The following is a 13897-nucleotide window of genomic DNA, read 5'->3' as shown; positions in this document are numbered from 1 at the left end:
TGTCTCTCCCATTTGCCTATCATCTTTTACCACTTCTTAACTATAACACGGGTGGCACAAAGATTGTGACAGGGAAAACCGACTTTCTTGTGCTTAAACTTCCAGTCTTTCAATGATTGTTGCATTTGCCATCCCATGGCCTTCACACATCGTTTGAAGGCCGTATCTTCCTCCAGAACGCTCCAGTTCATGCATCATGCTTACCATGATGCGTGCCCCGCTGGCGCCTAATGGATGCCCCAGGGCAATCGCCCCCCCGTTTGGATTCAGTCTGGAAGGGTCGGCTCCTATCTCTTTTAACCAGGCAAGGGCAACAGGTGCGAATGCTTCATTCACTTCGAAAATATCAATTTCCGACAATGACAATCCTGCTTTCTCCAGGACTTTCTTCGTTGCAGGTATAGGTCCGGTTAACATGAGGGTAGGATCAGATCCGACCACCACGCGGGTATGAACCTTGAATCTTGCCTTCAACCCTAATTCTTCAGCCTTCTCACGAGTCATTAAAAGAAGTGCCGCAGCCCCATCACTAATTTGACTTGCATTACCCGCATGAATGATCCCATCTTCTTTAAATGCAGGTTTTAAATTTGAAAGCACATCCATCGACGTTTCCTTTCTTGGTCCTTCGTCTTTAGAAAAAAGAGATACAGCTCCATCCGGAAGGTTAACCGTCACCTCATAAATTTCCCGGTCGAAATAACCAGCCTCTTGAGCTTTTAACGCCTTTTGATGACTGGAATATGCGAACTGATCAAGATCTTCACGACTGAATCCGTACTCTTCAGCAATCCGTTCTGCAGATAAGCCCTGGTGGATGATTTCGTGTTGACCCCTAAGCTTTTCACTAAAGGGAGCACCCTGATAGTTTGAACCGATTGGCGTTCTTGACATATTCTCCACCCCGCCAGCGATTACGATATCCATGTCGCCGGAAAGAATGGCTTGTGACGCAAAGTGGACAGCCTGCTGGCTCGAGCCGCATTGTCTGTCGATTGTCGTACCAGGTACTTCGATTGGAAAACCGGCAATCAATGCAGCCACCCTGGCAATGTCACCAGCCTGCTCACCTGATTGAGTAACACAGCCTAATATGACATCATCGATAAGCCCAGGGTCAATCCCGGCTCTCTCCACTAGCCCTTTCAGCACTTCCCCTGCTAAATCATCGGGCCTCATATCTTTCAACGAACCCTTTCGTCTGCCAACCGCAGATCGTATTCCTTCCACGATAACAACCTCTCTCATCCTGCTCTTCCTTTCTATAATCCCAGATTCTTCGCTATGATCACTTTCATGATCTCATTTGTCCCTGCGTATATACTGGCAACCGGAATATCCCTGTATCTTCTCGCAATTTGATACTCTTCCATGTAGCCGTAACCTCCATGAAGCTGCATGCATTCAGTGGCGATTTGCCTTGCCATTTCAGTCAATTTATATTTGGCCATGGAAACCTTCGTCACGACATCTTTCCCATCCATATGTTCGGCGATCAAACCATCGAGGAATACCCTGCCCATCTCAATATCCGTCGCCATTTCCGCCATCTTAAATTGTGTATTCTGAAATTCACCAATCGCCCTTCCGAACGCTTGACGACTTTTCACATAATCCATCGTAAGAGAAAACATTTCTTCTGAAGCAGTCTGAGCAGCAATCGCGACGATAAGACGTTCTTGCTGGAGCTTATTCATCAGATATTGAAATCCTTTGCCCTCTTCCCCAATCAAATTATCTTTTGGCACCTTGCAATCCTCAAAGATCAGCTCGGCTGTATCCTGACAGTGCAAACCGACTTTATCAAGCTTCCTTCCCCTGGAGAATCCGGGTGCATCCCTTTCGATGGCCAACAAACTGATCCCTTTGTGAGGCGGGCTGATGGTCGTATCTGTTTTACATGCAACAATCACTAAATCACCTTGAATCCCATTTGTGATGAAGGTCTTTTGACCATTCACAACATAGTGGTCCCCCTCAAGCTTAGCCGTCGTTTTAATCCCGGCTAAATCAGATCCTGTACCAGGCTCCGTCATGGCGATGGCCGTAATCATTTTTCCACTCGTGCATGCAGGAAGCCACTTTTTTTTCTGTTCCTCACTTCCATACTCCGATATATAAGGGACTACAATGTCACTGTGCAATCCTATCCCGATCAAACCGGAGCCTACCCGTTCCAATTCTTCATTGATAATTACGGAAAATCCCCAATCCACCCCGCTTCCACCGTACACTTCGTCAAGATCCGGACAAAGAAACCCCTGCTCTCCCATCTTCGTCCAAAAGGCCCTTGGAACCATCCTGTTTTTCTCCCATTCATCATAAAAAGGATAAGCCTCTTTTTGTAAAAATTTCCGAAGTGCCTGCCTGAATATGCTATGATCCTCCGTTAAATAATGAGGTTTCATACGTACTCACCCTCCTAACAAAATGTTGCATTATTATTAAGCGCTTTCACTTTACAGATAATGAATGAACATGCATTCATTTATTCAGCAACCATTTTCTTCAGCTTCAACCACTTACTTAGGTTGCATTCTAATCGCACCGTCTAGCCGGATCGTTTCACCGTTCAGCATTGGATTCTCGAGTATACTCTTCACTAATTGAGCATATTCAGAAGGATGACCGAGCCTTGGTGGAAAAGGTACCATCTTCCCAAGTGAATTTCTTGCTTCTTCAGGTAGTGTGTCAAACATCGGGGTATGAAATAATCCCGGAGCAATGGTCATGACTCTTATACCATCTCTTGCAAGCTCCCTGGCAATCGGAAGAGTCATCCCGACCACTCCACCTTTAGATGCACTATAAGCAGCCTGACCGATCTGCCCATCAAATGCAGCAACAGAAGCAGTATTGACGATGACCCCTCTTTCTCCGTGGTCATTTGGTGTATTACCCATCATCTTTTCTGCAGCCAAGCGTATCACATTGAACGTACCAATTAAGTTAATCTCAATTACCTTGGAAAATCGATCGAGAGAGTGAATCCCCTTTCTTCCTACCACTTTCCCTGGTGGAGCAATCCCTGCACAATTCACTACTGTATTAAAACCGCCAAAAGCCTGTATCGATCCCTCCAAGGCTTCTAACACCTGATCTTCCTTTGTAACGTCTGTTTTATAAAAGCCAATGCAATCTCCATACTCCTCTTTCAAGGAAGCTGCTCTCTCTTCATTGAGATCCAGTATAAACGCCTTACCGCCTTCATCAATAATCCTTCTTACTGTAGCCTCACCCAGCCCGGATGCACCACCCGTCACTACGGCGACTATTTCTTTCATTTCCACGATAAATTCCTCCACTCATGTAAAGCATATATGTTAATTTTAGCGTTGAATGGAGAAAAAAGATACAATATTTTTATAATTCTGTCTACTTGAAATTCCCTTCCCTTACTTACCAAGGATAACGAAGAATCACTTGTTAAGAATAAGAATGTAAGAATCATTTACAAACAGGAGGAAACAAAGATGACAAATAAAAATGATAATCGTGAACGAAAAAACAAATACCCAAATAACAAAAAAAGCGATACTGAATTCTCGAAAGAACTCAATATTCGCAGTGAAGTGACGAAGAAAGATTTAGGAAAGTAATTATATGAAAGGGAAGGCTGCTTTTTATAGCTGCCTTTTTCATTCAGACATATTAGAAAGAGGTCCGTTAATTTTTCAATTTGTCCCAGGTAACTTAAATATGCCCATAAAAAAAACAGACTCACGAATGAGTCTGTTTTTGGAGTTGTAAAGTTAGATTATGCTTTACGTACGTTAGCTGCTTGTGGTCCACGAGCACCTTGTTCAACGTCGAAAGATACTTCTTGACCTTCGTCAAGAGATTTGAAACCTTCACCTTGGATCGCTGAGAAGTGTACGAATACGTCGTCTCCACCTTCTACTTCGATGAATCCGAAACCTTTTTCTGCGTTAAACCATTTTACTTTACCATTTTCCATGTTTGTTGCCTCCTAAAGTGCTTTACACACAATGTATTACTATTCTTGCGATATCAGGTGAAAAATCAAATCTTGTTCTTCCCTCGTATACCGGACAAAAATAATTCTTCTATAGAATAACAGGAATGAAACAAATAAGCAAGTTCTTCAAGGAGAAGTTTTGAAAGTCAGACCTCCGACAAAACTTAACCCCAACAAATGGTCTCTTGATATAACTAATGATTATTACCTGAACGCCCGTTAAAGCGCTACCATTACATTTATCAAGATTTATCACTAATGGGACTCTAAAATGAAGGGTAAACTGTGGTATAATGAAAGAATATGAAAGGGAGTGCCCAATGAAATCCACAAAAAATCGTTTTAGTAATGGCGCAATGGTTACGATAAAGGAAACTGGCGAAACAGTGACAGTATTGAAATGGCAATACGTAAAAAATATGAAGCGATTCTCATATATCGTAAAAGAACATCCTGGCACATTTTATTTTGAGGAAGAATTAGAAGTCAACTAAAAAGAAGTGATCATATCTAATATGATTTGGCAAGGACTCTTAACGTGAATTCCAATAGAGTCCTTTTTACTTTTAATGAAAAAACGACGCTGACCGTTTAGAATCCTTTATAAAGATTGATCTACATAAAAAGAAGAAAGCCTGCATCTTTTAAATAAGATGCAGGCTTTCTTTATGTATGACCTGTGAGGGATTCGAACCCACGACCCCTTCCCTGTCAAGGAAGTGCTCTCCCACTGAGCTAACAAGTCGCAATGGAAGGTATATATTAAATTATAGTCATGATGAGAAAAAAGTCAATCATTTTTTGTTCTATACTTTTCCCTTCTGGGAATTCATGTATAAAAGAACATTCGTTCGCATATACTGTGGGTACACTTCCAAGAGAGGAGCTCACAAATGAATACGGTATTACATCGCTCATTCATGGACCAACGCCCCATTGAAATCATCTATATGACTCCTGAGTCCATATGTACGAAAAGAAAAATCATCGTAAAAAAAATTGACGGGGATATTATTCTCGCCTATTGCTTATTACGAAAAGAGTTCCGCAGATTCCGACTATATGATATTTTGGCTGCTTATCCCCTTCTTACTGATAAAGAACGAACCATATCCTAGTTGAAAACTAAAACACGTGAGGCCGACCTGATAAAGGGTCAGCCTCACGTTTCTTTGTTTATGCTGTTGCTTTTTTGGGTGTTTTGTCTTCTCTTTTAATGAAGAATTGTAACGCGAGCATAACAGCAAATAATACTAAACCAATGATGTCTGTGCTTCCCTCCGGGTAGATCAGCATTAAACCGGCGGCAACACAAAGGAATCGTTCAATCACAAACACTCTTCTGTACCAATACCCGATCATCCCTGCCCCTATGGCCATCATCCCGGTTATTGCCGTAAAGACAACCCATAATAATCTAGGGATGGTTGTATCAATCATCAGCAACTCAGGAGACAGGACGAACATATACGGAATAATAAAGGCGGCAATCGCTAATTTAGCAGAATTGACCCCGGTCCGTATCGGCTCTCCCCCCGACACCCCGGCGGCGGCAAATGCTGCAAGAGCCACGGGCGGCGTAATATCTGCAATGATACCAAAGTAAAAGACAAATAAGTGAGCTGCTAACTCAGGTGCACCTAACAGGATGATTGCAGGTGCCGCGATGGTGGACGTAATTACATAGTTGGCCGTTGTAGGTGATCCCATACCTAATACAATCGATGCAATCATCGTAAATACCAGGGTCAGGATTAATTTACCTTCTGATGAATTTGTTAGATCAGCAGCAAGGTCAACTAAACCATTCGCAAGCGTCAACCCTAATCCCGTTTTCGTCACTACGCCGACAATCATCCCGGCAGCCGCAGTTGCTACAGCTACGGAAAGCGCAGTACGTGCACCGTCTACGAGTGCGTCGACAGCATCTTTAAAGCCAATCCTTGTCTCTTTTCGAATCGCGCTAATCACGATCGTAGCAACAATTGACCAAAGGGCTGCACGCATAACACTCATACCGCTGACTAATAAAATAATGACCGTAAGAATCGGCATTAATAAGTAAATTTTCTTTAAAACTTCTTTGCGGTTAGGCATTTCTTCTTCTGAAAGACCGCGAAGACCGATTCGCTTCGCTTCAAAATGTGTCATAATCCAAATTCCTGTAAAATACAAAAGAGCTGGAATGGTGGCAGCCTTTGCGATATCCCAGTAAGAGATTCCACCGATGAATTCAACCATTAAGAATGCTGCAGCTCCCATGATTGGCGGCATTAACTGACCACCCGTTGAGGCTGCTGCCTCTACTCCACCTGCAAACTCTTTACGATAGCCGAGCTTTTTCATCATTGGAATCGTAAAGGAACCAGATGTTACAACGTTCGCAACGGAACTCCCGCTGATCGTTCCTTGCAGGGCACTCGAGAAGATTGCAACCTTAGCAGGACCACCAGTGCGTTTACCGGCAATGGCCACAGCTAAATCATTGAAATACTGCCCTACGCCTGTTTTAACAAGGAAGGCCCCGAATAATAAGAATAGGAAGATGAAGGTTGCTGAAACATATAGTGGTGTTCCAAGAATCCCTTCACTTGTAAAGAACATCGTCTTAACGATATCGTCCCAATCATATCCCCTGTGTGCAAGGAATCCAGGCATCAATCGTCCATAATACATATAGAGTATGAAAGCAGAGGCGATAATCGTAATGGGTAAACCGACTGCACGACGGGTTGCCTCCAATACTAAGATCATCGCAGCAAAACCAACATAAAAATCAAGTGATGTCATGATGCCGACTCTGCTGACAATGTCATCTTGCATAATCGGCCAGTATGCACCAATTCCTACAGATATGACAGAGAGGACGACGTCATACCATGCCACTTTATCTTTTCTCAGATTCTTTTTCCTAGCAGGAAACAGAAGAAAGACAAGTGACAAAGCAAACCCTAAATGAATGGACAATAATAATTGTCTAGGGATAAATTGAAAGATCGATGCGACTAATTGAAATAATGAAAATGCTAATAGACCATAGAAAATCACCCATTTAAACAGTCCATTGTGCAGCTTTCTCGTTGATGATTCAGGATCATATTTTTCTAATAATTCTTGTTGTTGTTCAGAGGTTAATGATTCGAATTCTTTATCTTTTCCCAACAACGGTCACTCCTTTCCACTGATCGTATAGTGTTTGTTTCTTTAAATGCATCCGAACGACAGACCCTTTATCGAAATAGTCAGCTAAAGGATAGGTTTTACCATCCAATACGAGACGATGATTGGCTACCACTTGTCCGATGCGGATATCAATGTATGGAAACACTTTATTCATGTTTGAAATCAAGTATTTTCCTTCTTCTGTCATCTCGAAGATTTCATTTCCTTCTGCATTTGCAGGCATACCAATTGCAGTATCCTCATAAAGCAGCTTTGTCTGTTGAATTTGATTGGTAGATTGGCGATAAAACTCTTCTACTTCCGAGAGATGAATAGAATGAGTGTAACGAACCGAAAATGTATGGTCTTCAGGAAGTGCGAAAAGGACTGGATCACCCTCAGTACTCCTCGGTTCAATTACCAGATATGTTTGAAAGGGAATAAAGATGATGAATAAAAGAACAAGAATAATGAGAGTTGTTCCTATGAATGAAATTTTCTTCATAACAAAGTCCCCACCATTCCATTTATTACTGCTGTACTGACCATTTTTTTAGCTTATACCAAAACAAAAGAATAGACCGTTTTACGCGGCCTATCCCTTCGTCCATCTGTTGGTGTGGATCTATTCCATTGAAACGCCTTTTTCATCGAAGTATTTCTTCGCACCAGGATGTAATTCAATCCCCATACCCTTTAGTCCATCTTCAGCCTTGATTAACTCACCTTTGGCATGAGTGATTGCATCTGTATTTTCAAAAATGGCTTTTGTAACATCATAGATTACATCTTCGGAAATATCAGCATTTGTTACTAACATAGCACGAACCGCAACAGTTGTAACTGCCTCATCGACTTTACTATACGTGCCTGAAGGAATTTCATCTTCAGAGTAGTATGGATATTTCTCGATCAGCTCACTGATTTTACCGGATTCAACCGGTACGATTGTGATATCTTGCGTTGCAGCCAATCCTTCAACCGCTCCTGTAGGAGTACCTGAAGTAATGAACGCCGCATCGATTGTACCATCCTGGATACCAGTGGTTGAATCATCGAATGATAGATTACGTGCTTCTAAATCCTCTAACGTAATTCCGTGAACCTCAAGGATTTGTTTCGCGTTCAGTAAAGTTCCAGATCCGGCTTCACCGACAGAAACAACTTTACCTTTCAGATCTTCAACGGACTTGATACCAGAATCCTTTGTTGTAACGATTTGAATCGTTTCAGGATATAGAGTGGCAATTCCTCTTGCGTTTTCCACTTTATTATCGCTGAACATTTCAGTTCCTTCCGATGCATAAGATGCGATATCGGTTTGTGTAAAAGCGATTTCAGTTTTACCATCTTTAATGGCCGCCATGTTTTCAGCCGATGCCCCTGAAGTAGAAGCCGAGGATTTGATTCCTGTTTCATCTTGAATGATCTTAGCGAATGTTCCGCCTAACGGGTAATATGTACCCCCTGTTCCACCTGTAGCAATCCCAATGAAGTCAACCTCTTTGTTACCTTCACCCTCAGATGATCCTCCACCTGATCCTCCGCCACATGCAGCAAGAATGACAGATAGAACTAGAAGTAGTGCAGTACCTAGAAATAAACTGCGTTTTTTCATATTCTAATTCCCCCTATACAATTTTATACTTTAACGAAATAATTGTAACACAGTCTGTAACAATCTTGTCAAATCAAATACATAAAATTTTAACAATTATTATAAAAAACCCATTCTACAACCGTTACACTCTGAATGAAATCTATAGCACGGCTTGTTCTTGTCATGTCAATTATCTTACAAATGTATACTGAATGTATAAAGCGATTACATTTCTCCCCTCCACTTTCTTCCCCTACGCATGTTTGTCCGCAGAAAAAAGACTGAAAAGGAATTATTCCTCTCCAGTCCTTCTGTTATATATCAGGAAATGATCTAGCCTATTAATTCCTCATCCTCGAATTTCATCTTATCTTCTTCTGAAATATTCTCTTCACGGTCCCGTAGGCTATGTGCAATTCTCGAAGAAGCATTTGCTGCAATACTTGCCACGATATCATCTAAAAAGGTATGTACACCCTTCCCGTTCTTTGTATCGAGGTCACGGATGATACCGATCTTATTCTTATCAAGATGACCAAAAGTGGTAACAGCGATACTCCCATATCCTAATGCTGCACCTAGAGCAATGGTCTCGTCTACCCCAAACAACCCTTCATCTGATTCTACAATGGATTGAAGTGGTTCTGACAGCTTCTTCTCTTCAGCAAGCTGATCCAGTTCTACCCCTACAAGTATCGCATGCTGAATCTCTCTTTTTAATAATACTTTCTTCACACTGTCGATACAATCTTCCATATTTAACTCATGATTATATGGATACTGCATTTCATAGACGATTTCAGCAATATCTTCTATAGATACTCCTCTATCTTTCAGCCTCTGTAGTGCAGCTTTCGTTACATCCCTTGAATGTACAGGTTTATTCATTGTAATACCCCTTTCTGAACAGTACATTAACTCACCTGAATTATACCATTCTTTTGAATTTTCGTATTGCAATCCGCTTTAGGGAATTATCGAAGAGAATATGATACAATCTTTCTGTAAACGTTAACACTTATTATAGGAGGCTATCGTCATGACAACCGCAAGAGGAACTGTAACCGAATTAAACCTCTTTAGTAAAGAACTAAATGAAGAGATTAAGATGCTCGTATATTTACCAGCTACTTTTTCTCCCCTCTATAAATACTCACTACTGATCACCCAGGATGGTAAGGACTATTTCCAGCTTGGAAGAATCCCTCGTCTGGCTGATGAACTTCTCGGAAATAAGGAAATAGAAAACATGATTATCGTGGGAGTCCCATATAAAGATGTTGAAGACCGGAGAAGAAAATACCATCCACACGGTGAAGAAAATGATGCTTACATTCGCTTTTTAGCACATGAATTGGTCCCATATCTGGACGAGCATTACCCAACTTATCATATGGGAATGGGACGTGCCCTCGTTGGTGATTCATTAGGAGCGACTGTCTCATTGATGACTGCATTGAAATACCCAAATACATTTGGCAAGGTTCTCCTGCAGTCACCTTTCGTCAACGAGAAAGTGTTGGAAGCCGTAGAAAACTTCTCACAGCCTCCATTGTTAAGCATTTACCATATCATTGGTAAGCAGGAAACAGAGGTGAAAACGACGGACGGCAAAGTAAAAGACTTCTTAAAGCCAAACCGTAAGCTCCACGAGACTTTTGACCAAAAAGGATTCTCTTCCTTTTACGAAGAGTTCGAAGGGGATCATACGTGGAAACATTGGCAACCCGATTTGAGACGTGCTTTGAAGATGATGTTTAACTAAACCACGACCAGGCAAGGGGCCACCCTTGCCTCTCTTTAAATGAATGCAGGGAGCCACCGGCATCACTTGATAAAAGGAGAACCTATCCGTTCGCCCTATATTAAATTTTTGAAAAATTTGCTATACTATACATAATACAAAGATAGTTAAATAGAGGAGGATTGAAGAAAATGAATTATGGTATAGTCATTTTCCCATCGAAAAAACTGCAAGATATCGCAAACTCTTATAGGAAACGTTATGATCCTCATTATGCATTGGTTCCACCACATTTGACATTAAAGAATGTCTTTAGTGCAGATGATGATCAAATCAAGGATATAGCTGATAAATTAAATGTTATTTCAAAGAAATACGATCCCTTCAATTTAAAAGTGTACAAAGTAAGTTCTTTTCAGCCTGTGAACAATGTAATCTATTTCAAGGTGAACTCCACTCCTGAACTGCAAGGGTTACATGATGACATGCATAATCAAAACTTCATGGGTGACGAGCCGGAATTCGCTTTCGTTCCTCACATTACTGTCGCTCAAAAGCTTTCGAATGATGAGCACTCGGATATTTTCGGATCCCTTCGTATGCTGGGAATCGATCATGAAGAAACCATTGACCGATTCCACTTGTTGTATCAATTGGAAAACGGCTCTTGGACAGTTTACGAAACCTTCCGTTTAGGAAAGGAAGAGTAAGAGTTGAAGGTAGAAGTTGCAAAAACAGAAGATCAAATCCAAGAGGTATTCAACATAAGAAAGACAGTGTTTGTGGAAGAACAAAAGGTTCCCCTCGAAGAAGAAATCGATGAATTCGAGAACGATTCCACTCACTTTGTCCTATACGACCAAACACACGCTGTAGGTGCAGGCCGTTTCCGGATTCTGGATGGACTTGGGAAAGTTGAAAGAATATGCGTCTTGGAATCCGTCAGGGGAAAAGGAGCTGGGCGTGAAATCATGCTTGCCATTGAAAAATATGCGAAGCAGGAGCACTTATCCCAATTAAAATTAAATGCCCAAACCTATGCCATCCCTTTTTATGAAGGCTTAGGTTATAAAGTTACATCTGATGAATTCCTGGACGCAGGGATCCCTCATAAAACAATGAAGAAGGATATCTAAAAGGAACAAGCAATGAAGCTGATCAGCTTCATTGCTTGTTCCTTTTTGGCTTTATCAATTCCCATATAAAGAAGTATATTACATTATCAACTCGTCGATAATGGGAAAGTGTATGGGAAGGGGGATCCTTATGGAATTCATGTCGATAGCCGTCGAGTTAATTGTAGGATATTTTGCCTTATTGATTCTTACAAAAATCCTTGGTAAAACTCAAATCACTCAAATATCTGCTTTTGATTTCATTTCAGCTTTAATATTAGGTGAACTTGTAGGTAACTCCCTATACGATGGCAAAGTCAGTGTGCTTCCGATCCTTACAGCCATTTTCATTTGGGGAAGCTTGATCTTTTCCACAGAGTATTTCACTCAGAAATCGAGACGATTCCGCCATATGCTGGAAGGAACACCTGCATTGATCATTAATAAAGGGAAGATTAACTTTGATGAACTCAAGAAGAATCACTTAGATCTTAATCAGCTTCAGCATTTACTTCGGGCTAAAGATATCTTCTCAGTAAGGGAATGTGAATATGCCCTTTTGGAGTCTGACGGTACGCTGAGTGTCATCCGAAAACCGCTTTATGAAATCGTACAGCGCCAAGACCTTAATATACCGACAAAAAATGCTACCCTCCCACTTTCTTTAATTGTGGATGGAGAAATCGTTTATGATAATTTAAAGCTGGCCGAACAAAGGGAGGATTGGCTTTTAAGCGAAATAAAAAAACAAGGCTTCCTTTCCTCCAAGGACGTTTTATACGCCGAATGGGAAGAAGGAGAAAGCCTGTTAGTTCAAGGGTATTAATGAGGGATAACGATGAGTTCATTCTCTCTTATCGTGAAGGATAGGAGTTTCTTTCGTTCAAAACTGGTAAGGTAAGCCGTCACCGACGTCCTGAACAAGAGCCATTGCCCCACATTCGTTACAGCTATTTTATGTAATTTCAAATACTCTTTTACTACTCTTTCAAAGGAATAACCTTCTGAACTCTCATTCACAAGTGCTATAAGAGATTTCATACGTTCTTCATGAAGATCGATATTCTCCTGAACCGTATAAACAAAGTTTTCTTCATAATCCCCGTGTCCCGGAATCGCTCCTTTGCATGGTATGTGAAGGAGTTTTTCTAATGAATCCAGCGTTTGATCCGCATCAATGATGAACGGAATGACATGCTTTACCAACGTATCCCTTCCAAAATAACTGTCCGCTGCATATAAAACATCTTCAATAAGCACCCCCACCTGACCATATGAATGACCCGGTAAGTCAATTGCTTCAAAAGTGAAAGGACCAATGCTATTTTCACCAATCTTTAACTCATCATCAATGACCACTGATTGTCCTTCAAGAAACTTATTTCTCAAATCATTAATGGGATTAGCTCCATTAAATAGATAAATCGGTTCCAGGATCGAATTCTCCATGATCGCTTTTTCAAGTTTCGGAGCAAACAATGAAGTCCCATGTTTGTTCTTCAGGAAGTGAGCTCCTCCAAAATGATCGGCGTGGGCGTGGGTGATGACACAATAATCCAGGGGCAGTCCTTCATTGGATAAGATTTTGATCACTTTCTTCATGGAAGAAGCATCCAAACCACTGTCAATAAGTAGACCCTTTCCTTCTTTGATGCAGTAGCCAATGGTAACACTCCCTGTAAATGCATAGCAATGCTCGGCAAGGTTCTGTAGTTTCAAGTGATTACCTCCAAATATGTCCGGGGCCCGGTATGGGCAGTTAATGTAAAAAATCCCATCAGGAATGCTCCTTTTGGGAATTTTCAAAGTGCCTAAAAAATGCCCCTCTAACTTCTTTATACATATTCGTTAAAGTGCTTTCCTTTTCCTGTTAGCTGGGCCAATAATGTTGTTGGGATGGAACGTTTAGAGAGTGCTTCATATGAAGTTTTGCGTTGTTTTGATTGAAGTACATGATAGGACGATTCTGCTTCTTCAGTATGTCCTTGAGTTTTATTTTTCATGGGTTTTACAGGTTGTACGGGGAGAAAGGTAAACGGATGTTTTTCAACTTTTAATTCTCGTTCCTGATACTGTTTATACTGATGATGAGGAATTGGAGCAATGTATCCCATTTTCATTACCTCCTTGGTATTAGTTACCCCTATAGGGTTGAACATTAAACTCTTTTTAGACTTATCGATTCTATGGGCTGTCGAGATTGTTGATCTATGTACCATGTCAGGATGAAAAATCTAATCAAGTTTTACACCTTAGTGAAAAATAAATAGGAGAATTAACATAAAGTACGTGTTGAA

The 13897-nt window shown here is 41.1% G+C and carries 17 protein-coding genes and 1 tRNA gene; 7 read left to right on the top strand and 11 right to left on the bottom strand.

Going from position 1 to position 13897, the window contains the following annotated elements; genetic code table 11:
* Positions 1-93 precede the first annotated feature (93 nt).
* The 3 genes from DET59_RS12550 to DET59_RS12540 all read right to left on the bottom strand — a co-directional run bounded on the left by DET59_RS12550 (position 94) and on the right by DET59_RS12540 (position 3290).
* Positions 94-1248, bottom strand: coding sequence for a thiolase family protein (locus DET59_RS12550; protein ID WP_113969996.1), 1155 nt, complete (start codon positions 1246-1248; stop codon positions 94-96).
* Between the two features lie 14 nt (positions 1249-1262).
* On the bottom strand, positions 1263-2408 hold the full coding sequence (locus DET59_RS12545; protein ID WP_113969995.1) for an acyl-CoA dehydrogenase family protein: 1146 nt from the start codon (positions 2406-2408) through the stop codon (positions 1263-1265).
* A 114-nt stretch (positions 2409-2522) separates the two neighbouring features.
* Positions 2523-3290: a 3-hydroxyacyl-CoA dehydrogenase gene (locus tag DET59_RS12540; protein WP_113969994.1), complete on the bottom strand. Its 768-nt coding sequence runs from the start codon at positions 3288-3290 to the stop codon at positions 2523-2525.
* Between the two features lie 183 nt (positions 3291-3473).
* Between DET59_RS12540 and DET59_RS22085 the strand changes: the two genes are divergently transcribed.
* Positions 3474-3599, top strand: coding sequence for a hypothetical protein (locus DET59_RS22085; RefSeq protein ID WP_258549658.1), 126 nt, complete (start codon positions 3474-3476; stop codon positions 3597-3599).
* Positions 3600-3757: 158 nt separating this feature from the next.
* Here DET59_RS22085 and DET59_RS12535 read toward each other — a convergent pair whose 3' ends face one another.
* Complete coding sequence (locus DET59_RS12535; RefSeq protein WP_034763533.1) at positions 3758-3958, bottom strand: cold-shock protein; 201 nt, start codon at positions 3956-3958, stop codon at positions 3758-3760.
* Between the two features lie 341 nt (positions 3959-4299).
* On the opposite strand from DET59_RS12535, the gene DET59_RS21670 reads away from it, so the two are divergent.
* Positions 4300-4473, top strand: a complete 174-nt coding sequence (locus DET59_RS21670) for a hypothetical protein (protein WP_181778143.1) — start codon at positions 4300-4302, stop codon at positions 4471-4473.
* A gap of 179 nt (positions 4474-4652) precedes the next feature.
* Here DET59_RS21670 and DET59_RS12530 read toward each other — a convergent pair.
* A tRNA-Val gene (locus tag DET59_RS12530) sits at positions 4653-4724 on the bottom strand.
* Positions 4725-4872: 148 nt separating this feature from the next.
* Between DET59_RS12530 and DET59_RS12525 the strand changes: the two genes are divergently transcribed.
* Positions 4873-5097 carry a hypothetical protein gene (locus DET59_RS12525; protein WP_113969993.1) on the top strand — a complete coding sequence of 75 codons (225 nt, stop codon included), beginning with the start codon at positions 4873-4875 and terminating at the stop codon, positions 5095-5097.
* A 58-nt stretch (positions 5098-5155) separates the two neighbouring features.
* Here the strand turns inward: DET59_RS12525 and DET59_RS12520 are convergent, their stop codons facing one another.
* The 4 genes from DET59_RS12520 to DET59_RS12505 all read right to left on the bottom strand — a co-directional run bounded on the left by DET59_RS12520 (position 5156) and on the right by DET59_RS12505 (position 9629).
* Positions 5156-7141 carry a TRAP transporter permease gene (locus tag DET59_RS12520; RefSeq protein ID WP_113969992.1) on the bottom strand — a complete coding sequence of 662 codons (1986 nt, stop codon included), beginning with the start codon at positions 7139-7141 and terminating at the stop codon, positions 5156-5158.
* Positions 7128-7646, bottom strand: coding sequence for a DUF1850 domain-containing protein (locus DET59_RS12515; RefSeq protein ID WP_113969991.1), 519 nt, complete (start codon positions 7644-7646; stop codon positions 7128-7130). Before DET59_RS12515 ends, DET59_RS12520 begins: the two co-directional genes overlap by 14 nt.
* 120 nt (positions 7647-7766) lie before the next feature.
* Positions 7767-8759, bottom strand: coding sequence for a TAXI family TRAP transporter solute-binding subunit (locus tag DET59_RS12510; protein ID WP_113969990.1), 993 nt, complete (start codon positions 8757-8759; stop codon positions 7767-7769).
* A gap of 315 nt (positions 8760-9074) precedes the next feature.
* Positions 9075-9629 (bottom strand): phosphatidylglycerophosphatase A family protein, encoded by a 555-nt coding sequence (locus DET59_RS12505; protein WP_113969989.1) that lies wholly within the window; start codon positions 9627-9629, stop codon positions 9075-9077.
* Between the two features lie 151 nt (positions 9630-9780).
* On the opposite strand from DET59_RS12505, the gene DET59_RS12500 reads away from it, so the two are divergent.
* The 4 genes from DET59_RS12500 to DET59_RS12485 all read left to right on the top strand — a co-directional run bounded on the left by DET59_RS12500 (position 9781) and on the right by DET59_RS12485 (position 12426).
* Entirely contained in the window at positions 9781-10506 is a 726-nt protein-coding gene (locus DET59_RS12500) for an alpha/beta hydrolase (RefSeq protein ID WP_113969988.1), read from the top strand.
* Positions 10507-10676: 170 nt separating this feature from the next.
* Positions 10677-11195: a YjcG family protein gene (locus tag DET59_RS12495; RefSeq protein ID WP_113969987.1), complete on the top strand. Its 519-nt coding sequence runs from the start codon at positions 10677-10679 to the stop codon at positions 11193-11195.
* Between the two features lie 3 nt (positions 11196-11198).
* Positions 11199-11621, top strand: a complete 423-nt coding sequence (locus DET59_RS12490; RefSeq protein WP_113969986.1) for a GNAT family N-acetyltransferase — start codon at positions 11199-11201, stop codon at positions 11619-11621.
* 130 nt (positions 11622-11751) lie between these two features.
* Positions 11752-12426 (top strand): DUF421 domain-containing protein, encoded by a 675-nt coding sequence (locus DET59_RS12485; RefSeq protein ID WP_113969985.1) that lies wholly within the window; start codon positions 11752-11754, stop codon positions 12424-12426.
* Here DET59_RS12485 and DET59_RS12480 read toward each other — a convergent pair.
* Positions 12423-13319, bottom strand: coding sequence for an MBL fold metallo-hydrolase (locus tag DET59_RS12480; RefSeq protein WP_181778142.1), 897 nt, complete (start codon positions 13317-13319; stop codon positions 12423-12425). The two genes, DET59_RS12485 and DET59_RS12480, sit on opposite strands and share 4 nt — an antisense overlap.
* Positions 13320-13435: 116 nt before the next feature.
* Positions 13436-13714, bottom strand: a complete 279-nt coding sequence (locus DET59_RS12475) for a hypothetical protein (RefSeq protein WP_113969983.1) — start codon at positions 13712-13714, stop codon at positions 13436-13438.
* Between the last annotated feature and the right edge of the window lie 183 nt (positions 13715-13897).

It is taken from the genome of Rossellomorea aquimaris (genome assembly GCF_003315075.1).
GTDB lineage: Bacteria > Bacillota > Bacilli > Bacillales > Bacillaceae_B > Rossellomorea > Rossellomorea aquimaris_C.
This window is presented reverse-complemented; position numbering and strand designations above follow the sequence as displayed.